This window comes from Streptomyces triticisoli (genome assembly GCF_003270085.1).
GTDB lineage: Bacteria > Actinomycetota > Actinomycetes > Streptomycetales > Streptomycetaceae > Streptomyces > Streptomyces triticisoli.
Genome location: NZ_QFDQ01000020.1, coordinates 78,902 through 103,615 on the forward strand (window position 1 = coordinate 78,902; position 24,714 = coordinate 103,615).

The following is a 24,714-nucleotide window of genomic DNA, read 5'->3' on the forward strand; positions in this document are numbered from 1 at the left end:
GCCTCCGGGGCGCGGTGGGGCAGTCGAGGCCGGCGCCCCACACCCGCGGCGCGGGCACGAAACAGTGGCGATGGACGTGGACAACCCGCCACGGCGTCCCACGCCCGCGGCGCAGGCACGCGTGCGTGGCGCGGGGCAGGCCGGGAAGCGGCTGCGGCGAGAGTGCGCGGGCACGGGCACGCGTGCGTGGCGCGGGCGTGGCACCGGTCGGTCTTTGCGGGTTCGGGCGGGGCGGCACGCGCGCGGGAGAGGGGCCGCGATCGTCGGCGTGGGGATGGCCATCCTCTGGGGGCGACGCGCGCGCGGAGGACGGGCCGGCCGTTCCGGGACTCCGTGGGCCCGGCCAAGGCGCCCGGGCGCGGAACCGGCCTCGGGGGCCGGGGCATCGGACGTCACTGCTGAGCCGCTGCGGTCGCCCCACAGGAGCGGGCCATGCCGCTGAAGCGGCTGCACCGCGCAGGCGGCGGCAGCGTCGGGCGGGATCGCCGGGCCAGGAGGTGCCGCCGGCTCCCCGGGCCCGGCGGGCGCCGCGGCCGGAATGCCGCGCGTGTGCAGGGCACTGGCACGAGGCCGAGGCGCGGCTCGGAGTCGGGTTCGGAAATTCCACGCGTGCGCGAGGCACACGTCCCCAGTCCGGCGGAGTCCGCGCTCCACTGGCGGAATTCCACGCGCGCGAGGCACACGGTGCCGTCCGGGGCGTAGGGCCAGGCGTTGGACGGAATTCCACGCGTGCGCGAGGCACGCGCTTCCGGCCGGGCGGGCACTGCACCGGACCCGCGGAAATTCCGCGGGTCCGCGGGGCACGCGTGCGCGTGGGACGGGCAACGCGCGGCGGGAGCATCTCGGGGTACGAGGGCGGCCCGCGCCCGGAATCGTGGTGGTGACGGTGACTTCGGACGCGAGGCCGGCGGCTCCCATACGGTGGGGCAGAGGCCGGTGCGGCGGAGCCGGTGGGGCGGGGGCTGGTCCGGGTTGTCAGTCGGGCGGTCCACAATGGTCCGCGTCAGATCCCGTCACGCTTCAGCAAGGAGCCGGCAGCGATGGCCCGCCGCAGCACGAAGACCCCGCCGCCCGACGACTCGTACGAGGAGAAGATCCTCGACATCGACGTCGTCGATGAAATGCAGGGCTCCTTCCTCGAATACGCGTACTCGGTCATCTACTCCCGCGCCCTGCCGGACGCCCGGGACGGTCTCAAGCCGGTGCACCGCCGCATCGTCTACCAGATGAACGAGATGGGCCTGCGGCCTGAGCGCGGGTACGTGAAGTGCGCCCGCGTCGTCGGCGAGGTCATGGGCAAGTTGCACCCGCACGGCGACGCGTCGATCTACGACGCCCTCGTGCGCATGGCGCAGCCCTTCTCCATGCGCGTTCCCCTGGTCGACGGCCACGGCAACTTCGGTTCGCTGGGCAACGACGACCCGCCGGCGGCCATGCGGTACACCGAGTGCCGTATGGCGGCGGCGACGTCCCTGATGACGGAGTCCATCGACGAGGACACCGTCGACTTCGCCCCCAACTACGACGGCCAGGAACAGGAACCGGTCGCCCTGCCCGCCGCCTTCCCGAACCTGCTCGTCAACGGCTCCTCGGGCATCGCCGTCGGCATGGCCACGAACATGCCTCCGCACAACCTCAACGAGGTCATCGCGGCCGCCCGCCACCTGATCCGTTACCCGAACGCGGACCTGGACGCCCTGATGAAGCACGTCCCGGGCCCGGACCTGCCCACCGGCGGCCGGATCGTCGGCCTGTCCGGGGTCAGGGACGCCTACGAGACGGGCCGCGGCACCTTCAAGATCCGCGCGACGGTCTCGGTGGAGACGGTGACGGCCCGCCGCAAGGGGCTGATCATCACTGAACTGCCCTTCGCCGTGGGCCCGGAGAAGGTGATCGCCAAGATCAAGGACCTGGTCGGCTCGAAGAAGGTCCAGGGCATCGCCGACGTCAAGGACCTCACCGACCGCGAGCACGGCCTGCGCCTGGTCATCGAGATCAAGAACGGCTTCGTGCCGGAGGCCGTCCTGGAGCAGCTCTACAAGCTGACGCCGATGGAGGAGTCCTTCGGCATCAACAACGTCGCGCTCGTCGACGGCCAGCCCCTCACCCTGGGCCTCAAGGAGCTCCTGGAGGTCTACCTCGACCACCGCTTCGACGTCGTACGGCGCCGCAGCGAGTACCGGCGCGGCAAGCGGCGCGACCGGCTGCACCTGGTCGAGGGCCTGCTCACCGCGCTGATGGACATCGACGAGGTCATCCGTCTGATCCGCTCCAGCGAGAACTCCGCGCAGGCCAAGGAGCGCCTGATGGAGCACTTCTCGCTGAGCGAGGTGCAGACGCAGTACATCCTCGACACGCCGCTGCGCCGTCTGACCAAGTTCGACCGCATCGAGCTGGAGGCGGAGAAGGACAAGCTCGTCGCGGAGATCGAGGAGCTGACCCGGATCCTGGAGTCGGACGCGGAGCTGCGCAAGCTGGTGTCGGCCGAACTGGCCGCGGTCGCCAAGAAGTTCGGCACTCCGCGGCGCACGATGCTGCTGGAGGCGGGCGCCGCCCCGGCCGCCGCGGTGCCGCTGCAGGTGGCGGACGACCCGTGCCGCGTACTGCTGTCCTCGGCGGGTCTGCTGGCCCGTACGGCGAACAGCGATCCGTTCCCGCAGGGCACGGACGGCAAGCGGCACAAGCACGACCTGATCGTCTCGGCGGTTCCGGCGACCGCCCGCGGCGAGGTGGGCGTGGTGACGTCCGCCGGCCGCCTGCTCCGGGTGAACGTCATCGACCTGCCCCAGCTGCCGGAGACGGCCTCGGCGGCGCACCTCTCCGGCGGCGCACCCCTGGCGGAGTTCGTCACCCTGGAGGAAGACGAGAGCGTGGTCTGCCTGACCACGCTGGACGAGTCGTCGCCGGGCCTGGCCCTCGGCACCGAACAGGGTGTCGTCAAGCGTGTGGTCCCCGACTACCCCTCGAGCAGGGAGGAGTTGGAGGTCATCACCCTCAAGGAGGGCGACCGGATCGTCGGCGCGGTGGAGCTGCGCACCGGTGAGGAGGACCTGGTCTTCATCACGGACGACGCCCAGCTCCTGCGTTACCAGGCCTCCCAGGTCCGCCCGCAGGGCCGCCCGGCCGGCGGCATGGCCGGCATCAAGCTCGCCGAGGGCGCCAAGGTCATCTCGTTCACGGCCATCGATCCGGCCGCGGACGCGGTCGTCGTCACCGTCGCCGGCTCGCGCGGGACGCTGGACGACTCCGTGCAGACGACGGGCAAGGTCACCCCGTTCGACCAGTTCCCGCGCAAGGGCCGGGCGACCGGCGGTGTCCGCTGCCAGCGGTTCCTGAAGGGCGAGGACTGCCTGGCCTTCGCCTGGGCCGGCCCCACGCCGGCCCGGGCCGCGCAGAAGAACGGCAGCCCGGCCGAACTCCCGGAGGCCGACCCGCGCCGCGACGGCTCGGGCGGGTCGCTGCCGAAGACGTTGGCGGTGGTGGCGGGGCCGGCCTAGACCGGGGGCTCCTGCAGGTCCGGATCCCCGGGATCCGGTTCCTCGGAGCCTCGTACGTAGCGGAGGACGCCCCACATGCCGTGCTCGTCGGCGTGCGGGGCGTCGTCCTTGCACGCCTCCAGCTCCTTGCCGAGGGCGCCCGTGTCGATGCCGGAGCCGATGAGCACCAGCTGGGTGAGGCGGGGTTCGCCGGCCGGCCAGGGTTCGGGATAGAAGCGCAGGAAGCGGCCCACGGCGTGCACGGCGTAGCGGTTGCGGGGGTCGTGGGGGCCGAAGTCGACGTACCCCTTGATCCGGTAGAGCCCGTCGGGGCGGCTGTCGAGGAACCGCATCAGCCGGCGGGGGCCGAGCGGCACGTCGGCGGCGAAGGAGAGGCTGTCGTAGCCGGTGTGCAGGTGCCCGGCGTGGCCGCTGTCGTAGCCGGTGTGCAGGTGCCCGGCGTGGCCGCTGTCGTAGCCGGTGTGCAGGTGCCCGGCGTGGCCGCTGTCGTAGCCGGTGTGCAGGTGCCCGGCGTGGCCGCTGTCGTCGCTGCCCTCGTGCAGATCGTCGAAGGACAACTGCCCGATGCGCTCCTCGCCGGGCCTGCAGTCGAAGAGGAACTCGGGGTCGACACGGCCGTGGGAGGCCGGGACGACGGCGGCCCCGTCGACGAGGGACGCCACGAGGTCGAGCACCTTTTCCACGTCGGCGGCCCGGTCCGCCTTGTTGACGACGACGAGGTCGGCGAGCGCGAGATGCCGGTCGAGTTCCGGGTGGAGCGCGCGGGTGGCGTCGAACTCGGCGGCGTCGACGACCTCGACGAGCCCGCCGTAGACGACCCTGGGGTTGTCACTGGCCAGCACCATGCGGACGAGCTCCTGGGGTTCGGCGAGTCCGCTGGCCTCGATGACGACGACGTCGATACCGGCGGCGGGGCTCGTGAGCCGGTCCAGGTACACGTCGAGCTCGCTCACGTCGACCGCGCAGCACAGGCACCCGTTGCCGAGGGAGACGGTGGAGTCCCCGAGCGCTCCCGCGACCGCCATGGCGTCGATCTCGATGGCGCCGAAGTCGTTGACGATCGCGCCGATACGGCTTCCGCCGCTGTGGTGGAGGAGGTGGTTGAGCAGCGTGGTCTTCCCGGAGCCGAGGAATCCGGCGAGCACGACGACCGGGATCTGCGGCACGGCCGGACTCGGACTTGGCTGCGGACCCGGACCCGGACCCGGACTTGGCTGCGGGCTTGGGCTCGGGTTCCGGCTCGGACTGGAGTCCCGGCTCGGCTGACTCACCGTGCGACCTCTCTCACGCCGACGCGTGCACCGGCTCACGACCGCGGTGCACGCACGAAGGTGGAATGCCGATCAAGGATACGAGCCACCTGCCGACGCCTGTCCCGCGGCGGCGCCCGGAGCGGGTCACTCACACGGCCGAAAGCCGCTTCGCATCCGGTCAGGTTAGGCTTACCTGCGTGAGTACGTGCTCAACCCTTTCCCGGCAGTCCGACGAGCCGCTGGCCGCCACCGCGCCCGTGGCGACGACGTGGCTGCTGCTGGAACAACCCGGCCCATGGGGTGCCAAGGCGCTCACTTCGAGCCACCTGGACCCCGCTGCCGGCCGTGCGTTGGAGCGGGCCGCGCAGGGCACCGGCGTCCGTATCGCGCTCATCCGCCGCCCGGGCCGCCACCCGGACCGCGGCACGTCGTCCCTGCGGCGTGTGTACGCGGCCCACACCGTTCCGGGGAACGTATGGCTGCACAGCGCCATGACCGCCGACCCCGAACAGCTGCTGGACCTCGACTTCGCCGCACTGGGCAGGGGTGACCACCACACCTTCGACGCGGCACTGCAGGGCGCGCCCCACACAGGTGATCCGCTCACACTGGTGTGCACCAACGGCAAGCGCGACCGGTGCTGCGCCCTCCTCGGCCGTCCCCTCGCGGCCGAGCTGACCTCCTCCGGGGTCCAGGAGGTCTGGGAGGTCACGCACCTGGGCGGCCACCGCTTCTCGCCGACGCTCCTCGTGCTGCCGTACGGCTACGCGTACGGGCGGGCCGAGGCGCACACCGTCAAGGAGGTCCTGCACGGCGTGCGGGAGGGCCGGGTGGTCCTCGAGGGCTGCCGGGGCCGTACGGCCTGGGAGCGGCACGAGCAGGCCGCGGAGCTGGCCGTGCGGCAGGCGGCGGGCGAGTACCGCGCGGACGCGCTGAGCGTCGTACGCACCGACGGCGCCGCGCCCCGCTGGGAGGTGACCGTCGCCCACGCCGACGGGCGCCGCTGGGAGGTGACCGTGGCCCAGGGGGCCGCCCAGCCGCCCCGGCCGGAGAGCTGTGGCGCCTCGGTACTGGGCGGGCCGACGCGCATGGACGTGGTCGCCGTCCGCGAACCGGCGGGCACCCGGCTCACCGGATGACGGCACCGCCGCGCAGCCGGCGATCCGTACCACACCCGCTGTGGCGGCCCACGCCTGTCGACGTACCGCCATGGGGCATGAGTTTCCCGCCTCCCGCACGCCGCCGCCGGCTCCGCCTGCCACGGCGGGTGTTCTCGCGGGTGCTGCTGATGCGGCCGGCGATCGCCGAGGGAGTCGCGGTGCTCGCGACCGGGCTGTTCCTCGCGCCGCTCGGCCGTCAGCTGGACGAGCAGGCGATGCGCCGCGCGCTCGCCATCGCGGCGACCACCGCCGAGAACCGGCAGCTCGCGCTGGATCCGCAGCACACCGCCCCGAGCGCCGACGGGCCCGTGCAGCTGGAGGCGGAACGGATCCGCAAGGTGGCCGGCGCCGAGTACATCGTGATGGAGATCGACACCGGCACGCTGGGTCGCTCGGCGCATGGCAAGGTGCCGCTGTACGGCGACAGCCACCGCATCGTCGGGGCGGTCTTCGTCGGCATCGCCTACAACAGCGTGCGCGCCAAGCTGATCGGCGCGATCCCAGGACTGCACGCCTACGCCGGCGGGGTCCGGGCGGCCGTCGCGGTGGCCGCCCGGACCGGCCTGAGCCGCTCCACCGCCCAGCGCTGTCCGCGCCGCCTGGAGCAGGCCGGGCGTCTGCGCCTGTCCCTGAAGCACGGCGACACGGGGCGGCCCGAGCACCGGTACGCGTGGGGGGCGCCGTAGTCCGGTCCGGGCGGCGGTGCGGTGGTACGACGGTGCGGCGCCGGCCGACGTCACACGGCGCCCGCTCCCGTCAGTGACCGCACCTCCGTCTCCGCGTGCTTGGCCTCGTCCGGCAGTTCGGTGGAGGTGACGGTGCCGAGCCAGCCGGCGAGGAATCCGAGCGGGACGGAGACGATGCCGGGGTTCTGCAGCGGGAAGAGCTGGAAGTCGACGCCCGGGAAGAGGGAGTCGGGGCTTCCGGAGACCACTGGGGAGAGCACGACGAGCACCAGGGCGGGGATCAGTCCGCCGTAGACGGCCCACACCGCGCCGCGGGTCGTGAAACCGCGCCAGAACAGCGAGTACAGCAGCACCGGCAGGTTCGCGGAGGCGGCCACGGCGAAGGCGAGGCCCACCAGGAAGGCGACGTTGAGGTCGCGGGCGAGCAGGCCGAGGGCGATCGCCAGCACGCCGATGCCGGCCGCGGCGACGCGCGCCACGGCGACCTCACTGCGCTGCCGGGCACCGCGGCGCCGCAGGGAGGCGTACAGGTCGTGGGCCACCGACGCCGAGGAGGAGAGCGTGATCCCGGCGACCACCGCGAGGATCGTGGCGAAGGCGACCGCGGCCACCACCGCGAACAGGACCGTGCCCGCCGTGGAGCCCGCGCCGCCGCCCAGGTCGAGGGCCAGCAGCGGGACCGCCGTGTTCCCGGCCGCGTTGGACTCCCGCAGGGCGTCCGGTCCGACGATCGCCGCCGCGCCGAAGCCGAGGACGATCGCCATCAGGTAGAAGCCGCCGATGAGCCCGATGGACCAGATCGCCGAACGCCGGGCGGCCCGCGCGGTCGGCACGGTGTAGAAGCGGGACAGGATGTGCGGCAGCCCGGCCGTGCCGAGCACCAGTGCGAGCCCGAGGCTGATGAAGTCCAGGCTCGCGGTCAGGTCCCCGCCGTACTTCAGTCCGGGAACCAGGAAGGCGTCCCCGTGCCCGCTGCGTTCGGCCGCGGTGAGCAGCAGCCGGTCGAGGTCGCCGTGGAACCTGACCAGGACGAGCACGGTCAGCACGACGGTGCCGCCCATCATCAGGACCGCCTTGACGATCTGGATCCAGGTGGTGGCCCGCATCCCTCCCAACGACACATAGATCACCATCAGCGCGCCGACGCCGACGACGGTCCAGGCCTGCGCTCCCCCGCCGGTCCGCCCGAGGAGCAGCGCCACCAGGCTGCCCGCGCCCACCATCTGCGCCACCAGGTACAGAACGGACACGGTGACCGAAGAGGTTCCCGCCGCGATCCGCACCGGCCGCTCGCTCATCCGGGCCGCGACCACGTCGGCGAGCGTGAACCGTCCGCAGTTGCGCACCAGTTCGGCGACGAGGAACAGCACCACCAGCCAGGCCACGAGGAAGCCCACGACGTACAGCACCCCGTCGTAGCCGAACAGCGCGATCAGCCCGGGAACGCCCAGGAAGGAGGCGGCCGACGCGTAGTCGCCCGCGACGGCGAAGCCGTTCTCCATGGGCGAGAACAGCCGCCCGCCCGCGTAGAACTCCTCCGCCGAACCGTGCCGGTTGCGGCTCACCCAGGTGGTGATTCCCAGAGTGACCGCGACGAACGCGCTGAACAGCAGCAGCGCCAGTGTCTGGTGGTCGCCGGTCACGACGCACCGCCCCGGACGCCGCGCGTCAGCTCCTGCGTGTCCCACCGCAGTTCGAGCGCCGCCCGGTCCCGGCGCAGCCGTGCGTGCCGGGCGTAGGCCCAGGCCAGGAGGAAGGTGCTGAGGAACTGTCCGAGACCGGCCAGCATCGCCACGTTCACCGCGCCCGCCACCGGCCGCGCCATGAGCGCGGGCGCGGTCGTCGCGGTCACGACGTACGCCACGTACCAGACGAGGAGGACCGCGACCGCCGGGACGACGAACCGCCGGTACCGGCTGCGCACCTCCTGGAACGCCGCGCTGCGCTGCACCTCGAGGTACACCTCGGCCGCCGCGCCGCCGGCCGGTCCGGCCCGCCCCTCGCGGCGGGCCGCCGGTACCGGTGCGGAGGGGACCGCCGTGCCGTCCCCCTCGCCCCAGCCGGCGGCCAGCGCGTCGTACCAGGGGTCGCGATACCTCATGTCATCCGCGCCCCCGCGGGGACGGCCGTTGCTCGACTGCATGCCCAAGGATGGACAGAACGGGAAGATCCCTGACTTCCCTTCCCCCGCTCTTCACCCCATCAGGTGACTCAGGGGACAGGGGGCGTCACTATGCGTCGATGCGTGAGCGGTCCAGTGTCGCGGCCGAGCTCGCGATGAACTCCTTGCGGGGAGCCACGTCGTTGCCCATCAGGAGGTCGAAGACCTGCTCGGCGGCCTCGAGGTCGGAGAGGTTGATCCGGCGCAGGGTGCGGTGGCGCGGGTCCATGGTCGTCTCGGCCAGCTGGTCGGCGTCCATCTCACCGAGACCCTTGTACCGCTGGATCGAGTCCTTGTACCGGATCTTCTTGCTCTGGAACTCGAGCAGCTTGTCGCGCAGTTCGCGGTCCGAGTAGGTGTAGACGTACTTGTCCTGGCCCCTCTTCGGCTGGACCAGCTCGATGCGGTGCAGCGGCGGCACCGCGGCGAACACCCGGCCCGACTCGACCATGGGCCGCATGTAGCGGTGGAACAGCGTCAGGAGCAGGGTGCGGATGTGGGAGCCGTCCACGTCGGCGTCGGTCATCATGATGATCTTGCCGTAGCGCGCGGCGTCCAGGTCGAAGGTCCGGCCCGATCCGGCTCCTATCACTTGGATGATCGCGCCGCACTCGGCGTTCTTCAGCATGTCCGTGACGGACGACTTCTGGACGTTGAGGATCTTGCCGCGGATCGGCAGCAGCGCCTGGAACTCGGAGTTCCGCGCCAGCTTCGCCGTACCGAGCGCGGAGTCGCCCTCGACGATGAACAGTTCGCTGCGGTCGACGTCGTCGCTGCGGCAGTCGGCGAGCTTGGCCGGCAGCGAGGAGGACTCCAGGGCCGTCTTGCGGCGCTGCGCGTCCTTGTGCTGGCGGGCGGCGATGCGCGTACGGGCGGCGGCGACGGCCTTCTCCAGCACCACGCGCGCCTGCTGTGCGGCGTCGCGCCTGGTGGACGTCAGGAACGCCTTGAGTTCCTTGGTGACGATGTTGTTCATGATGCGGCGGGCCGCCGAGGTGCCGAGGACCTCCTTGGTCTGGCCCTCGAACTGCGGCTCGGCCAGGCGGACCGTGACGACCGCGGTGAGGCCTTCCAGGGCGTCGTCCTTGACGACGTCGTCCTCGGCGACGCGCAGCATCTTCTTGGCCCGCAGCACCTCGTTCACGGTCTTGGTGACCGCCTGCTCGAAGCCGGCGACATGGGTGCCGCCCTTGGGGGTGGCGATGATGTTGACGAAGGACCGGAGCGTGGTGTCGTAGCCGGTCCCCCAGCGCATCGCGACGTCCACGCCGAGCTCGCGGGTGACTTCGGTGGGCGTCATCTGGCCGTGGTCGTCGAGGACCGGGACCGTCTCCTTGAAGGTGCCGTGCCCGGTGAAGCGGAGGACGTCGCAGACGGGCCGGTCGCTCGCCAGGTACTCGCAGAACTCGCTGATGCCGCCGTCGTAGCGGAAGGACTCCTCGCCCTTGCTGCCGCCCTCGCCGAGGCCGTACTCGTCACGGACGACGATGGTCAGTCCGGGCACCAGGAAGGCCGTCTGGCGGGCGCGCTGGTGCAGGGTCTCCAGGGAGAGCTTGGCGTCCTTGAGGAAGATCTGGCGGTCGGCCCAGTAACGCACGCGCGTGCCGCTGCGCGTCTTGGGGATCTTCTTGGCCTTGCGCAGACCGCCCTTGGCCTCGAACTTGGTGTCGGGCCCGTTGCCCGTGAACGCGCCGGGCACGCCGCGCCGGAAGCTGATGGCGTGGGTGTGGCCGCCACGGTCCACCTCGATGTCCAGCCGGGCGGACAGGGCGTTGACCACGGAGGCGCCGACGCCGTGCAGACCACCGGAGGCGGCGTAGGAGCCGCCGCCGAACTTTCCGCCCGCGTGCAGCTTGGTCATGACGACCTCGACGCCGGACATGCCCGTCTTGGGCTCGACGTCGACCGGGATGCCGCGGCCGTTGTCCCGCACCTCCACGGAACCGTCGTCGTACAGGACGACCTCGATGCGGTCGCAGAAGCCTCCGAGGGCTTCGTCCACGGAGTTGTCGATGATCTCCCACAGGCAGTGCATCAGGCCGCGGCTGTCGGTGGAGCCGATGTACATGCCCGGGCGCTTGCGCACGGCTTCGAGGCCCTCGAGGACGAGCAGGTGCCGCGCGGTGTAGTTGGAGCTGTCCCGGTCTGCTCCTGTCAGCAGCGCTGTGGACGGCACGGACGTCTCGGCGGTCACGCGGTTCGCTCCTCGCTGAATTTCAAATGGGGCCCTGGTGAACAAGGGCGCGGCTTGGGTCGCCGCTCAGAGGGTACCGAGGCCTGGTAGAGCCCTTGCAACGCAACCCTCGGCAGGGACCCAGAGTAGTAGAGAGTCGCATGAGTGTTCGATGCTTCGACGGAGTGAAGCACATATCACGTTCCCTTCGGAGGCATGAACCATTTAGGCTCCGGGCACGTCCTCATGAGCAACCGGCAACCCGGCCGGGGAGGACCGACCATGACCGACAGCGCGAACCCGTACGACACATAGAAACGCAATACGGCACATTCGCCGCCAAACCGGCAACAGCCAGCCGTCCCGGAAAGATTTTTCGAGGAAAAGCCACGATCGGGAACGTTTGGGGCTGGTTGGATGTTGACCCTGGTACGACAGCTCGTCGAGCTAGAGAAGAGGCGACGTGACTACTGTTCTGACCCCCGCGAGCCCGCTGACGGCCGCCGATCGCTGCGACCGCTGCGGCGCCCAGGCATACCTGCGCGTTGTCCTGCTCAGCGGTGGAGAACTGCTCTTCTGCGCCCACCACGGTCGCAAGTTCGAGCCGGAACTCAAGAAGATCGCCGCTGAGATACAGGACGAGACGGGGCGCCTGATGCCCGGTGGCACGAGCGCGTCCGCCCAAGAGCGCTGACATCTCGCACGACGAGCCAGCTCCGGCACAGGCCGGCGAACGGGCGGCCGCCCCTGGTTGTCAGGAGCGGCCGCCCGTCCTCGTGGCCGGTGACGCCGGTCAGGGCTCGTCGGGCGCCCCGCGCGACGCCTTGACGCCAAGAACCTGGCTCAGCGTCCGTACGATGTCGGACACGCGCGTGTAGACGCCAGGGCCCTCCGCGCGCCCACAGCCGTTCCCCCACGACACGAGCCCGATCAGCCGCCCCCGCGCGACCAGCGGGCCCCCGCTGTCCCCCTGGCACGCGTCCCGGCCCCCCGTGGCCTCCCCCGCACACAGCATGCTGCCGGGCAGGTACGTGCCGTCCTCGCTGCCGCCCGGATAGGCCCGTTCGCACTGCGCGTCGGGCAGGACATGGACCCGCGCGGCATGCAGACTGTGCGCGTAGACACCGGTGCCGGCGGTGTCCCCCCAGCCGTAGACCGTGGCGCTCGTACCGGGCGCGTACGCCGGGTCGCCCGCGCCCGCCAGAGGTATGACGGAGCTCTGGGGCACCGGCTCGGCGAGGGTGAGCACGGCGAAGTCACCGGCGTTGGTGTCGGCGTCATAGTGCGGGTTGACCCAGACGGCGCGCACCGGGATCTCCTTGCCCTGGCGCGAGAGCAGATCCGTACGCCCGGTGATCACTTTCAGATCCCGCGTCGGTGGCGCGCCCACGACATCTCCGCCCAGACAGTGGGCCGCGGTGAGCACCGCTGTCCGGCCGACCACCACGCCACCGCAGAACTGCCCCGCCCGCGTGCCTCCGAACCGGTCACGGCTGGCGAGGGCCACGGCCCACGGACTGTGCGACACATCGACGGGGAAGCCGCCGATGACAACGCTGTCGGCGGCGGAGGGAGCGGCGGTGGCCAACGGTATCGCGGCTCCCACGGCCGCCAGGACCAGCGGCCGGGCCAGTGCCCGGGCAACACGGCGTCGCATGATGCTCCTCACTCTGGGACGATCATCGGACACCCAGAGTCATGCAGAGCGACGCGCCCCGCAGCACGAAGGGCCCGGCAGCACGAAGGGCCCGCTCCCCGGGTGGGGAGCGGGCCCTTCGTGTCGTACGTACCGGACCTGCGCGCCGCAGGGCCGGAGCTGGTCGATCTAGTCGAGGTAGTCGCGCAGTACCTGCGAGCGCGACGGGTGGCGCAGCTTCGACATGGTCTTGGACTCGATCTGACGGATCCGCTCGCGCGTGACGCCGTACACCTTGCCGATCTCGTCGAGGGTCTTCGGCTGACCGTCGGTGAGACCGAAGCGCATGGAGACGACGCCCGCCTCGCGCTCGGACAGGGTGTCGAGCACCGAGTGCAGCTGCTCCTGCAGCAGTGTGAAGCTGACCGCGTCGGCCGGGACGACCGCCTCGGAGTCCTCGATGAGGTCACCGAACTCGCTGTCGCCGTCCTCACCCAGCGGGGTGTGCAGCGAGATGGGTTCGCGGCCGTACTTCTGGACCTCGATGACCTTCTCCGGGGTCATGTCGAGCTCCTTGGCCAGCTCCTCCGGGGTGGGCTCGCGGCCCAGGTCCTGGAGCATCTGGCGCTGCACGCGCGCGAGCTTGTTGATGACCTCGACCATGTGCACCGGGATACGGATGGTGCGGGCCTGGTCGGCCATGGCGCGGGTGATCGCCTGACGGATCCACCAGGTGGCGTACGTGGAGAACTTGTAGCCCTTGGTGTAGTCGAATTTCTCCACCGCGCGGATGAGACCGAGGTTGCCCTCCTGGATCAGGTCCAGGAAGAGCATGCCGCGGCCGGTGTAGCGCTTGGCCAGGGAGACCACCAGACGGAGGTTGGCCTCCAGGAGGTGGTTCTTGGCGCGGCGGCCGTCCTCGGCGATGATCTCGAGCTCACGCTTGAGTTTGGGGGCGAGCTTGTCGGAGTTGGCCAGCTTGTCCTCGGCGAACAGACCCGCCTCGATCCGCTTGGCCAGCTCGACCTCCTGCTCGGCGTTGAGCAGGGGGACCTTGCCGATCTGCTTGAGGTAGTCCTTCACCGGGTCGGCGGTGGCGCCGGCCGCGGCGACCTGCTGGGCGGGGGCGTCGTCCTCGTCCTCGTCGGAGAGGACGAAACCGGCGTTCTCGGTGCTCTCGGGCTCCTCCGTGCCCTTGGTCTCCTCGAGTGCCTCGTCCTCGAGCAGCTCGGCGTCGTCCTTCTTGGCGGCCGCGGTCTTCTTGGCCGCCGTCTTCTTGGCCGCGGTCTTCTTCGCCGCCGTCTTCTTGGTGGCGGTCGTCTTCTTGGCAGCGGCCTTCTTGACGGGGGCCTCGCCCTCGACGGGCGTGTCGGCGGCGGGGGCCTCCGGGGTGGCGGTGGCGGTGGCCTTCCGGGTGGTCACCGCCTTCGCCGCGACCGTCTTGCCGGCGGTGCGCTTGGCCGGACTCTTCGCTGCGACGCTCTTTCGGGTGCGCTTGTTGGGCTCCGCGGCACTGACCATCAGCGTCACACCCTCTTCCTCGAGGACCTGGTTGAGGCTGCGCAGTACGTTCTTCCACTGAGTGGCCGGAATCTGGTCAGCTTCAAAGGCCCGACGCACATCGTCGCCGGCGATCTGCCCCTCAGCCTTTCCCCGCTCAATGAGCGCCATGACAGAGGCGGATTCGGCGATCTCCGGCGGGAGCGTACGGGATGTGCTGGCCGACACGAACAACCTCTCGGAACGTTGGAAAGCGGCTTCCGGCCCCGTCCACAGTGGACAGGAGCCGACCATCGACCTGGGGATGGGCCGACGGTACGGGCGGAGGCCGGGAAGAGGCACAGCGCCGTGAACGACGTCCGTATTCCCTCCGCGGCTGCCACTAATTAGGTCATCGCGTTCTTCCCACGAGCGTTACGCCCAATCCACGTGGCCCGAGTCACACCCCGTAAGCGTGTAAAAACGGTCAGAGATGGGCACATAGCGTCAATGGCCACCATGGAAGCGGTCTGACCAACGAATTTCCCCTCGGCCGCGCACGGACCCCGCCGGTTCGCGGAGGGTTCGGCCGGGTCCTGCGGGAGGCGGTTCACCGGCCGGACGAGGCCGCGGAGGACGGCAGGGCCCGGCCGTACCGCCCACGCAGGGACCAGGGCTCGAGCAGGTCAGTGCTCGCGCGGCGCGGGGACCACCCGTTCGACCTCGGGGTGCACCGTGAGCAGTTGACGCATGGCTCCCTCCGCCGCCGCGCCGTCGCCCGCCGCGAGGGCGTCGGCGATCCGCGCGTGCTGAGCCAGCGAGGCCTCGGTGGGCCGGTCGCAGCCCGTGACAGGGCCGCCGGAGACCTGGAGGGCGGCGGAGACGATTCCGGAGAGGTGCTCCAGCATCCGATTGCCCGCCATCTGGATGAGCAGCGTATGGAATTCGGCATCCGCGCGGGAGAAGGTGAGCGTGTCGCCCTGCGCGAGGGCGTGCCCCATGATCTCGACCATGTCGCACAGGCGCTGCTGGACGTCCTCGCGCCCGTGCCCGGCGGCGAGTCTCGCGGCGAGCGGTTCGATCGTCCAGCGCAGCTCGCTCAGCTCGCGGCGCTGGTCGTCGCGCTGCGGCCCGAAGGCCCGCCACTCGATGATGTCCGGATCGAGCAGGTTCCAGTCGCTGACCGGGCGCACGCGCGTGCCGACGTTCGGCCGGGCGCTGACCAGGCCCTTGGCCTCCAGGACGCGGAGCGACTCGCGGACGACGGTGCGGGAGACCTCGAAGCGCTGGCCGATCTCCTCGGGCACCAGCGGGCGGTCGGCTCCCAGATCCCCGGAGACGATCATCTGACCGAGCTGCTGGACGAGTTGGCCGTGCAGTCCACGGCCGCGGCTGCCCGCGGTGCGGCGGCCCACGCGCCCCAGCTCCGGGTCCGCGCCCTCCCAGGCAGGGTTTGCGACGCGGCCGGGGACGGGTGTCTCGGCGTAGGGGTAACGGTCGAGTCCGCCCGGGCCGACGGGGCCGGAGTCTGCGGAGCGGGCGGCGGTCATCATGGTGTGCGCAAGGGTACTCACGGATCCTTTGTCGGCGTCGCCTCCAACTGCCTTGAGGTCTTTGGTGAAAAGCACACGAAAGGGTGATCGCTCACTTCGCCGCAATTGACGCCTTATCAGAAAGAAACGGACCCCTCTCGGGGAATTGCGTACAGAGAGCGAGCGGATAGGCGCAAAGGGTGGTCAACGGGTCCTGCCCCGCAGGACCGTCAGCAGATAAGCGCACAGCAACGCGGTGAGGGACAACGTCAGCGCGCCCCCGACGGGTTGGGCGATCACGCGAACCGCGGCGGTCAGGTAGCGGTCGCCTCCGAAGGGCCACTGCAGCAGGAACACCTGGCGCAGCCGCGCGGGAAGTCCGGTGGCGTCCCACGCCTTCCCGCCCATGACCGCCTGCACCAGCGGTACGACGAGCACCGGTACGGCCACTACGGACGCGAGCCCGGCCGTGGTGGACCGGAACAGCCCCGCGGCCAGCACACCGGTCCAGGCGCAGCCGACCACGAGGCCCGTCCAACTCGCACCGAGCGAAAGCCAGTCGCCGGGAACCTGGGTGAGCTCCTGTCCGTACACGACATAGAGCACCTCGGCGTCGCAGCCGACCGTGAGGAAGGCCAGCATCAGCGCGGTGGCCGTGGCGACGACGAGCTTCGCGGCGAGCAGTCCGAGCCGCCGGGGGACGGTCCCCCGGTCCGCCGCCAGCGCGGGGTGGCGGAACTCGTCGCCGGAGGCCAGCGCGCCGAGCAGCCCGGCACCGAGCGCCGCCGGGGGCAGGGGCAGCTGCTGCGGCCACGCCGCGATCAGTCGCGGCTGCGGGGTGTGGCCCATGCGCCCCATGACCAGCGCCGTGAGGGCGGAGACGGCGAGGACGGCGGCACAGGTGACGAAGCTCGTGCCGATACCGGTGGCACGGCGCAGTTCGTAGCGCAGGGGGCGCAGGGGGCCGGGCGCGGGACGGACCGAGATGGGGGGTGGCAGAGGGGACGAGGCGTCGAGCACGACGGCCTCCGCCGGACGCGGGGTCGGGATCGAGGGCTGGGTATCGGCAGGATGTTCGGTACCGGGACGTTCGGTACCGAGATGCCCGGTGCCGAGATGTTCGGTACCGGGGTGCGCTGCCGCGCGCTGTGGGATCGGAGGCTGGGCGGAGTCCGCTGCCGCCCGCTGCGAGGCAGGGGGCTGAGGAGGCCGCGCGGTCGCCGGGGTGTGCGCACGCGCGGGGTTGTCGTCGGATCGCGATGACGCGGGGGCGGCCTCGGGGGTGGCGGCCGGGGCCTCGGAAGGGGTGGTGCGGGCCTCGGAGCCGCCGGTTGTGTCCAGGCCCCCGGAAACGAGGGTCAGGCTCGGGCCGTGGGAGCGGGCGGTGACATACGGGGCCTGGGTGCCGTTCGCGGCGTCCGGGGACCTGGAAGCGGTGGTGAGGTCCAGGGCTTCCGAGTGGGCCGTTGAGTCCGGGTGGCCGGGACGGGTGGAAAGGTGCGGGCCGGTGGCCAGGTGCGGGTCGTCCGGGCAGGTGGCGGGCGCCCCGCCGTCGGGACCGGCGGCGCGGACCCTGTTCCCTGCGTGGGCCGCGGCGGCGCCGACCTTCGCGCGCGATTCCAGCGGCACGCTGTTCTCGTGCGCGATGACGGATGCCGGTGAAGGACCCGCGGGGACATGCGTATCCCTGGGCAGTCCGGCGGCGCGCGCCGGTTCCGGGTCCGTGGTGACGGAACCGCTGTCGGCGACCGGGGGGACGGGCACGCCCTCCGGGCCCTCTGTGCCCCCTCCTCCTTCGCTGCGCGCGGCGACTGCCGCGTGCGCCGAAGGAGCAGCGGCCGGCGGCGGTCCCTTCTCGAAGGCCGGCACGGCGGCGGACACCTGCCGCCTGCCGGTGGTCGTGGGCTCCGCCCGGGCCCACGGATCTCCGGCCGCCGGGTTCGCACCCGAGGGCGCCGCCCCGGCGCCAGGGCCCATGTCACCGACTTCGTCCGCGAGTTGGTGGATAAGGATGCCGTGACGGAACGCGGCCTCCCCGATGTCGGCGCACGTACTGCCGTAGACCGACAGACGGTTGCCGCCCTCGTTTACGACCTCCACGGAGCGACGGGCGGTGCGGGCCTCCTTGGCCAGCAGGGCCCCGAGCCGGGCGGCGTGCGGGCTGCGGACGGCGACACGGGGACGCAGGCGGTTGCGGGCGAACTCCCCGGCCTCCTGGTCGGCGACGAGTCTGCCGCCCTCGAGGGTGACGACGCGGTCGGCGGTGCGTGCCGCCTCCTTGGGGTCGGCCGTGGTGAACAGGACCGTACCGCCCTGGGTGGCGTGGGCCCGCAGCATGCCGTGCAGCCAACGGCTTTCCCGCGCGGACAGCCCGCCGGCCGGCTCGTCGAGCACCAGCGTGTGCGGATCGGACAGCAGGACGCAGGCCAGACCCAGCCGGCGGTCCATCCCCCGCGACAGAGTGCCCAGGCGCTCCTCCCGGAGGCTGACGAGCCCGACGACCTCAAGGACTTCGTCGGCACGCCGGGCGGGAAGCCCCACAGCGGCGCACAGCATCCGCAGGTGGCCGCGGACCGTGCGTGAGGGGTGCCCCGGGACGTCACCGAGGAGGACGCCGACCTCGCGCGCGGGATGGGCGATGCGATGCAGAGGGCGGCCCTTGAAGTAGGCGATACCACGGCCCTGTTGGAGCTCGAGCATGAGTCTGAGCGCCGTCGTCTTGCCCGCGCCCGCCGTTCCGAGGAGCGCAGTGACGCGGCCCGCGTGCGCTTCGAAGGAGACGTCGTCGACGGCGGGCGGAAGGCCCTTACGGGAATCGCTGGTCAATCCGAAGGCCTGGATCACCCGCAGCAAGATAGCGCGCTATGTCCATTTTTCGGAGGATCTCTCCGTTCTTCCGGGTTCTCCGGCCCGGCGCACTCGGCGACTCGCCGGGGCCGGGGGTCAGACTTCCGGGCGCAGCATCGGCGGATTGAGCAGCGTGGCTCCGCCGGCCCGGAACAGCTGGGCGGGCCGGCCGCCCTGCCGAGTGGTCGTGCCCCCGGTCGGCACCAGGAAGCCCGGCGTGCCCGTCACCTTGCGGTGGAAGTTGCGCGGGTCGAGGGCCACGCTCCACACCGCCTCGTAGACACGGCGCAGTTCTCCGACCGTGAACTCCGGCGGGCAGAACGCGGTCGCCAGCGACGAGTACTCGATCTTCGAGCGGGCTCGCTCGACTCCGTCCGCGAGGATCTGGGTGTGGTCGAAGGCGAGCGGCGCCACCGGCTCCCCGTCGCGGCCGTAGCCGCCCTGCTGCAGCAGCTCCTCCACGGGCGCCCAACGGGCGTCGCCGGCGTCGCTGCCCGCCCGGGGCGCGGGCAGATCGGGGGCGAGGGCGAGGTGAGCGACACTGACGACCCTCATGCGGGGATCCCGCTTGGGATCGCCGTAGGTCGCGAGCTGCTCCAGGTGCGCACCGTTGTCCTGCACCGGGGCGAACGGGTCGTGGACGCGCAGTCCGGTCACCTCGGCCAGCTCCCGCGCCGCCGCCTGCGCCAGGTCCTCGTCGGCCCGTACGAACCCCCCGGGCAGCGCCCACCGTCCCTGGAAGGGGGGCTCGCCCCTGCGTACCGCCAGCGCGCACAGGGAATGGCGGCGCACGGTCAGCACGACCAGGTCCACGGTGACGGCGAAGGGCGGAAAGGCTGACGGGTCGTAGGGCATGCGGCGATCATAGTCGTCTGCCTGACGATAAGCACTCCCTTCTCCGGTCGCACCGAGGGCTGGTCCACATCGGTCCGCGGGCTTTCCGGCGGGCTCCGGCGGTACCGGAAAGCCGCGGTGGCGCGCCTCGCCGGGCGTCCCGCCAGTCGGGCGGGAACCACCGCTCGGGTGAGTGTTCGTTCACACGTGCCCCTCGGGGATGTCGCTGCCCGCGTCGGTGCCCGGCCGGCCGGCGCCTCGACGGCGTGTACCGTCCTGCGTCGAGGTACGCGTACGTGTGCGGCTCGATGCCCTGGAGGGGCCCGGGCGCGTGCCGTCGGTCCGTGCGGCCGCCGGGCGCGCCCCGTCCGGGACCGGTCCGCCCACCCGCGTCCGGCGCCGACGGCGGGACACCTCGCCGGGCTCCGCCTGCGCACAACCGCCTTCGGTCCCGGTCGCCCCGTGGGGCACAGCGGTGTCCGCGCCGGCCGGTTCCCCCTTCGGCATGGCGGCTCCTGCCGTTTCCCGGGTGTCCGTTTCCCGGGTGTCCGTTTCCCGGGTGTCACTGTCTTCGGCTTTCGGTCCCGTACGCCCTTGGCGCTCCGCACGCAGGCAGCGCCGGACGGATTCGGGGTCCAGCCCCTCGTTGCAGGCCTGGTGCAGGAGGCGGGCGAAGAGGTAGTCGGGGTCCGCGCCCAGCGCCATGGCCAGGGCTTCCCGGGCCTCCAGATCGTCCCCGGCCGACCAGGCGACCCAGCCCGCGAGCGTCAGTGGCGCCGCCGCGTGTTCACTGTACGGACCGACGCAACGGCGGGCCAGGGCCCGCCACAGCCGCAGTGCCGGGCCTGCCTCGTCTCCTTCCATCCACTCCGCCGCGCGATCGCGTGTCGTACGGTCCTGCAGGCCGAGGATCAGCGACGCGGCCTCTTCGTGCTCGAGCAGCTGGTCGTCACGGAGGTCCGCGGGAACGGTGTCGGGGACGAGGGGTGCCTCGGCGAACCGGCGCATCACGCGCCCGGCGAGCTCCAGGGTCTCCTCGGCCACCGCCGCGCGGTCCACCTCGTCGAGGATCCTGGGCACGAGGGACATCCCGGCAGCGTCCAGGGCGATCTCCTGCTCCAGCGCCGCGGAGGTCTCCCAGGGAAGCAGTCTGGCCCTCAGGTCCTTCAGGCTGCCCCGTACCCGGATGCCGGCGTAGGTGGCCGCGGCGGCCAGTACGGAGGTGCCGGGCAGTCCCATGGGCAGCCCGTCCTCGGGGCAGCAGCTCTCGGTCGGGCAGCAGTACGACCAGAAGCGGCCGCCGGAGATGCAGAGCGCTTCGATCACGGGGACGTCGAGGCGGCCGCACTCCGTGCGCAGCTTCCGGGCCAGCGGCTCCAGCCGCCGCATGACCTGTCGTCCCGTCTCCCCCGGAGTCGGCTCCTGGCAGACGAAAGCCACCATCTGCTCCGGCTTGGCGCCCCTGCGCTCGCTGCCCGTGATCAGGCCGTGGGCCAGCTGACGGGCCGCGGCCGGCCAGTCGTCACTGCTGGGGGGAATGCCGAGCCTGGCCCTCCCGCCGAACCTGCCGCGCCCACCGCGATCGTGCAGCGCGACCAGGACGATGCTGTCCTCGGGCCGGTACCCGAGCAGATACGGCAGGGCGTCGGCGAGCTCGGCCGGGGTGCGGAGGGTGACCTGGTGTTCGGGGCCGGGTCCGTCGTAGGCGATGTCGCCGTTTTCGAAGGGTCCGGTCGTTTCGCTGTGATTCGTCATGCGTCGACGATCTCGCAGAACGCAGAAGCCTGCTTGACCCTGTGGACAACTCCGGGCAGGGACACGTCAGGAGATCCCGGAGATCTCAGCCTGTCGCAGCGAGGACCAGGGGAAGGACCTGTCCGCTGCCTGCCCGGCGGAGCAGGCGGGCGGCGACCGCGAGGGTCCAGCCGGAGTCGGTGCGGTCGTCCACGAGCAGGACGGGGCCGGGAGAGCGGGCCAGGGCACCGGCCAGCTCCTCGGAGACGGTGAAGGCACCGAACAGCGCCCTGAGACGCTGGGCGGAGTTGCTGCGGCGTACCGCGTGCTCGCCACCCGGCCCGGTGTACGCGAGGGTCCCCAGGAAGGGGAGGCGCCCGACGGTCGCGATGCCCTGGGCGAGGGAACCGACCAGGTGAGGGCGGGACAGGGACGGTACGGCGACGACGCCCACGGGCCGGGCGGCGGCATCCGCGGCATCCAGCGCCCAGCCGCCCGGGGAGCGCGCCCAGTCGGCGAGGACCGCCACCGCGGCCCGCAGGACATCGTCGGGAACCGGCCCGTCGGGCGCGTCCTCGGCCAGCAGCGGGCGCAGCCGGTTGCCCCAGCCGATGTCCGAGAGCCGCCCCAGGGCACGCCCGGTGGAGCACTGCTCCTCGGCCGGGATACGTCCCTTGAGGTCGATGCCCAGTGCGGGCATCCCCGTCGGCCACATCCGGCGCGGCTCGATCTCCACCCCCGGGCGGTCCAGTTCCTTCGCCGCCCCCGCCAGCGTCTCCGCCGAAACGGAGGCGTCGGCCCAGGACCCCGCGCAGTTGTCGCAGCGGCCGCACGGGGCCGCCCCCTCGTCGTCCAGCTGCCGGCGCAGGAACTCCATCCGGCACTGTGCCGTGCTCGCGTACTCGCGCATGGCCTGCTGCTCGGCCGCCCGCTGCCGGGCGACCCGGGCGTACCGCTCGGAGTCGTAGACCCACTGCTCGCCGGTGGAGATCCAGCCGCCCTTCACCCGCTTCACCGCGCCGTCGACGTCCAGCACCTTCAGCATCGTCTCCAGCCGGCTGCGCCGGAGGTCGACCAGGGCCTCCAGAGCCGGCACGGACAGGGGCCGTTCCGCGTCCGCGAGGGCCGAGAGGGTCTGGCGGACCTGTGCCTCGGGCGGGAAGGCGGTGTCGGCGAAGTAGCGCCAGATGGCCTCGTCCTCCTTGCCCGGCAGCAGCAGCACATCGGCGTGGGCCACCCCGCGACCCGCGCGCCCCGCCTGCTGGTAGTAGGCGATCGGCGAGGACGGCGAGCCCAGGTGGACCACGAAGCCCAGGTCCGGCTTGTCGAAGCCCATCCCCAGCGCCGAGGTCGCGACCAGCGCCTTGACCCGGTTCTCCAGCAGGTCCGCCTCGGCCTGCAGCCGGTCGGCGTTCTCCGTGCGCCCCGTGTAGGAGGCCACCTTGAAGCCGCGTTGCCGCAGGAAGGCGGTGGCCTCCTCGGCGGCGGCGACGGTGAGGGCGTAGACGATCCCGGAGCCGGACAGTTCGTCCAGGTGCTCGGCGAGCCAGGCCAGGCGGTGCGCGGCGTCCGGCAGCCGGACCACACCCAGCCGCAGGCTTTCCCTCTCCAGCGGGCCCCGCAGCACCAGGGCCTCGCCTGCGCCGGTACCCAACTGCTCGGCCACGTCCGCGGTGACCCGCGCGTTGGCGGTCGCCGTGGTGGCCAGCACCGGGACGCCGGGGGCGAGCTCGGCCAGCATCGCCCGCAGCCGGCGGTAGTCCGGCCGGAAGTCATGTCCCCAGTCGGAGATGCAGTGCGCCTCGTCGACCACCAGCAGACCGGTCGTGGCCGCGAGCCCGGGCAGCACCTGCTCGCGGAAGTCCACTGAATTGAGGCGCTCCGGACTCACCAGGAGAACGTCGGTCTCGCCACGCGAGATCTCCTCGTGGATGACGTCCCACTCCTCGGGGTTGGCCGAGTTGATGGTGCGCGCCCGGATACCGGCCCGTGCCGCCGACTCGACCTGGTTGCGCATCAGCGCCAGCAGCGGTGAGACGATCACCGTCGGTCCGGAGCCGCGCCGGCGCAGCAGAGCGGTGGCGACGAAGTACACCGCCGACTTGCCCCAGCCGGTGCGCTGCACCACCAGGGCGCGCCGCCGTTCCTCCACCAGGGCCGCCACCGCCTGCCACTGGTCCTCCCGCAACCGCGCCGAGCCCCCCGGCTCGCCGACGAGCTCGGCGAGGACGGCATCGGCTTCAGCGCGGAGTTCCAGATCGTCCATGCCTCCATGCAACCCGATGGCACGGACAATCAGCCACTCCGGTCCGTCGCGGCGGAGCCGGTCCCGGGAGTCGTACGGCGGCACGGCGGGTAGGAATATGAGCCGCGGGGTGCCCGACAAGGGCCGGTGCCCTCAATCGCTCGTTGCCGCATCCAAGTTCGACAGGGAGAATCGAAGTCCGCTCCCCGCACGGCTCGGCCGTGATCCGGTAGGGCTCTCCTGCGGTGTGCGCGTCCCCGAATCCGACCACGCCCGCAGTGTGGGCGCGTTGCCGAAGGGAGGAACGTGACCTTCGGATTCGCTCCGTCCTCGGCGGCATCGTTGCCGATGCCCGCCGCTTCCGCCCATCGCGTGCTCGAACCCGCGGAGTGGGCCGCCGCGGGCATCCCTCTGCTGCGCAATCCCCGCGAGGTCGTCAGCGGGCTGCACGCCCGGCACCGGCCCGCGCCGGCCACCGCTGTGATCGCGGTCCTCGACCCGGACGACCGGCTGCGGGCGAGCGCGTCGTTCACCCGCCGGCCGGCGCCCGCCGACGGCTGGATGCTCCGCAACGCGCTGCTCGCCCAGCTGCGCCGGGTCATTCCGCACGATCTGCGGCGCCGCACTCCGGTGCGCACCGCCGTACTGCTCTACTGCCGCGACGGAGACTCACGCTGGACGGAGGAGGACGGTGCGTGGATGTGGGGTCTGCGTGACGCCTGCACCCTGCACGGACTGCGCTGCGGGGCGTACATCACGCTGACCCGGGACGGCTGGCAGGTCCTCGGCGAGGGCCGCGGGGGCCGTCGGCCGAACGCGGACTCGGCACCCGAGCCCTTCGGTACGGCCGAGTTGCCGCCCCCGCCGCCGCGCACCGGAGGGGCTGCCTCCGAGGTACTGCGCCGGGCGGTGGCCCGCTGACGTCGTCGGCACCGTCTCCGGGGTGCCGACGGCGGCTCAGACGCCCGCGCCCAGCACCGAGTTGATCTGCTGCGGGTCACCGCAGACGATCAGCAGCGCGCCGGCCCTGGAGTGGGCCAGCGGCAGCACCGTGGCGGCAGTGGTGTCGGTGCTGTCGTTGACGGCGACCACGACCACGGGGCGGGACGCGGCACGTGAGGCCACGGCGGCGTCCGCGTAGAAGACGTCGTCGCGCGCGTCGTGCTGCGCCCAGTAGGACGCCTCGCCGAAGGACAACTCGTGCGCGGCCCACGGGTGCGGCTCACCGGTGGTGATCACCAGCACGTCGCCGGGGGTACGGCCCGACTCCAGGAGCAGGTCGACCGCTTCCTCGGCGGCGTCGAGCGCTCCCTCGGCGGAAGCCGGGATCAGCTGGATCTGCGGGCTCGCCGAGGCCGCGGGGGCAGCGGACCCCGACGGGCCGGGTTTGGTCGCGGCCCCTTCTCGCGTCGTACGTTGCGCCGGCGGCGCGGGCCGCACGGGGCCGGGACGGCCGGGGCGCGGCGGGGCCGCGGGG

16 protein-coding genes and 1 pseudogene are annotated in these 24,714 nt (G+C 72.0%); 5 read left to right on the plus strand and 12 right to left on the minus strand.

Features of this window, described 5'->3' with window-relative positions; genetic code table 11:
• Positions 1-1,040: 1,040 nt before the first annotated feature.
• Entirely contained in the window at positions 1,041-3,497 is a 2,457-nt protein-coding gene (locus DEP02_RS04345; protein WP_112465986.1) for a DNA gyrase/topoisomerase IV subunit A, read from the plus strand.
• Here DEP02_RS04345 and DEP02_RS04350 read toward each other — a convergent pair.
• Positions 3,494-4,663, minus strand: a complete 1,170-nt coding sequence (locus DEP02_RS04350) for a CobW family GTP-binding protein (protein ID WP_112465987.1) — start codon at positions 4,661-4,663, stop codon at positions 3,494-3,496. The genes DEP02_RS04345 and DEP02_RS04350 overlap by 4 nt on opposite strands.
• A gap of 284 nt (positions 4,664-4,947) precedes the next feature.
• On the opposite strand from DEP02_RS04350, the gene DEP02_RS04355 reads away from it, so the two are divergent.
• Together DEP02_RS04355 and DEP02_RS04360 are read left to right on the plus strand one after the other, a co-directional pair.
• Positions 4,948-5,889 carry a ferredoxin family protein gene (locus DEP02_RS04355; protein WP_112465988.1) on the plus strand — a complete coding sequence of 314 codons (942 nt, stop codon included), beginning with the start codon at positions 4,948-4,950 and terminating at the stop codon, positions 5,887-5,889.
• Between the two features lie 77 nt (positions 5,890-5,966).
• Positions 5,967-6,464 (plus strand): annotated as a pseudogene (locus DEP02_RS04360) (histidine kinase); the annotation flags it as partial.
• Positions 6,465-6,646: 182 nt separating this feature from the next.
• Here the strand turns inward: DEP02_RS04360 and DEP02_RS04365 are convergent.
• The 3 genes from DEP02_RS04365 to DEP02_RS04375 all read right to left on the minus strand — a co-directional run bounded on the left by DEP02_RS04365 (position 6,647) and on the right by DEP02_RS04375 (position 10,951).
• Positions 6,647-8,239, minus strand: coding sequence for a monocarboxylic acid transporter (locus DEP02_RS04365; RefSeq protein WP_112465989.1), 1,593 nt, complete (start codon positions 8,237-8,239; stop codon positions 6,647-6,649).
• Complete coding sequence (locus DEP02_RS04370; RefSeq protein WP_112465990.1) at positions 8,236-8,739, minus strand: DUF485 domain-containing protein; 504 nt, start codon at positions 8,737-8,739, stop codon at positions 8,236-8,238. The genes DEP02_RS04365 and DEP02_RS04370 overlap by 4 nt, the downstream gene beginning before the upstream one ends.
• An 88-nt stretch (positions 8,740-8,827) precedes the next feature.
• On the minus strand, positions 8,828-10,951 hold the full coding sequence (locus tag DEP02_RS04375) for a DNA gyrase/topoisomerase IV subunit B (protein ID WP_112465991.1): 2,124 nt from the start codon (positions 10,949-10,951) through the stop codon (positions 8,828-8,830).
• 442 nt (positions 10,952-11,393) lie between these two features.
• Here DEP02_RS04375 and DEP02_RS04380 point away from each other — a divergent pair, with 442 nt between their 5' ends.
• Positions 11,394-11,624 (plus strand): DUF7455 domain-containing protein, encoded by a 231-nt coding sequence (locus DEP02_RS04380; protein ID WP_112465992.1) that lies wholly within the window; start codon positions 11,394-11,396, stop codon positions 11,622-11,624.
• Positions 11,625-11,723: 99 nt separating this feature from the next.
• Here DEP02_RS04380 and DEP02_RS04385 read toward each other — a convergent pair whose 3' ends face one another.
• The 7 genes from DEP02_RS04385 to DEP02_RS04415 all read right to left on the minus strand — a co-directional run bounded on the left by DEP02_RS04385 (position 11,724) and on the right by DEP02_RS04415 (position 23,258).
• Positions 11,724-12,587 carry a S1 family peptidase gene (locus tag DEP02_RS04385; RefSeq protein ID WP_112465993.1) on the minus strand — a complete coding sequence of 288 codons (864 nt, stop codon included), beginning with the start codon at positions 12,585-12,587 and terminating at the stop codon, positions 11,724-11,726.
• 168 nt (positions 12,588-12,755) lie between these two features.
• Entirely contained in the window at positions 12,756-14,294 is a 1,539-nt protein-coding gene (locus DEP02_RS04390; RefSeq protein ID WP_112466005.1) for an RNA polymerase sigma factor, read from the minus strand.
• A 437-nt stretch (positions 14,295-14,731) separates the two neighbouring features.
• Positions 14,732-15,619 carry a FadR/GntR family transcriptional regulator gene (locus DEP02_RS04395; RefSeq protein ID WP_112465994.1) on the minus strand — a complete coding sequence of 296 codons (888 nt, stop codon included), beginning with the start codon at positions 15,617-15,619 and terminating at the stop codon, positions 14,732-14,734.
• Between the two features lie 162 nt (positions 15,620-15,781).
• A complete protein-coding gene (locus tag DEP02_RS04400) occupies positions 15,782-18,421 on the minus strand; it encodes an ABC transporter ATP-binding protein (RefSeq protein WP_112466006.1) in 2,640 nt (879 codons plus the stop codon).
• Between the two features lie 99 nt (positions 18,422-18,520).
• Positions 18,521-19,279, minus strand: coding sequence for an NUDIX hydrolase (locus DEP02_RS04405; RefSeq protein WP_112465995.1), 759 nt, complete (start codon positions 19,277-19,279; stop codon positions 18,521-18,523).
• 180 nt (positions 19,280-19,459) lie between these two features.
• The gene (locus DEP02_RS04410; RefSeq protein WP_112465996.1) at positions 19,460-21,013 is read right to left on the minus strand and encodes a DUF4192 domain-containing protein; all 1,554 of its coding nucleotides are present in this window, start codon (positions 21,011-21,013) and stop codon (positions 19,460-19,462) included.
• Between the two features lie 85 nt (positions 21,014-21,098).
• A complete protein-coding gene (locus DEP02_RS04415) occupies positions 21,099-23,258 on the minus strand; it encodes a RecQ family ATP-dependent DNA helicase (RefSeq protein WP_112465997.1) in 2,160 nt (719 codons plus the stop codon).
• Between the two features lie 285 nt (positions 23,259-23,543).
• Here DEP02_RS04415 and DEP02_RS04420 point away from each other — a divergent pair, with 285 nt between their 5' ends.
• Positions 23,544-24,158, plus strand: a complete 615-nt coding sequence (locus DEP02_RS04420; RefSeq protein WP_112465998.1) for a hypothetical protein — start codon at positions 23,544-23,546, stop codon at positions 24,156-24,158.
• Positions 24,159-24,194: 36 nt separating this feature from the next.
• Here the strand turns inward: DEP02_RS04420 and DEP02_RS04425 are convergent.
• The coding region (locus DEP02_RS04425) for a hypothetical protein (RefSeq protein ID WP_232838953.1) at positions 24,195-24,714 on the minus strand (520 nt) is incomplete at its 5' end.

Excerpts from the sequence above, each read along its gene's own strand:
- DEP02_RS04345 (WP_112465986.1), top strand. The coding sequence starts at position 1,041 with ATGGCCCGCCGCAGCACGAAGACCCCGCCGCCCGACGACTCGTACGAG.
- DEP02_RS04370 (WP_112465990.1), bottom strand. The coding sequence starts at position 8,739 with ATGCAGTCGAGCAACGGCCGTCCCCGCGGGGGCGCGGATGACATGAGG.
- DEP02_RS04385 (WP_112465993.1), bottom strand. The coding sequence starts at position 12,587 with ATGCGACGCCGTGTTGCCCGGGCACTGGCCCGGCCGCTGGTCCTGGCG.
- DEP02_RS04405 (WP_112465995.1), bottom strand. The coding sequence starts at position 19,279 with ATGCCCTACGACCCGTCAGCCTTTCCGCCCTTCGCCGTCACCGTGGAC.
- DEP02_RS04410 (WP_112465996.1), bottom strand. The coding sequence starts at position 21,013 with ATGACGAATCACAGCGAAACGACCGGACCCTTCGAAAACGGCGACATC.
- DEP02_RS04415 (WP_112465997.1), bottom strand. The coding sequence starts at position 23,258 with ATGGACGATCTGGAACTCCGCGCTGAAGCCGATGCCGTCCTCGCCGAG.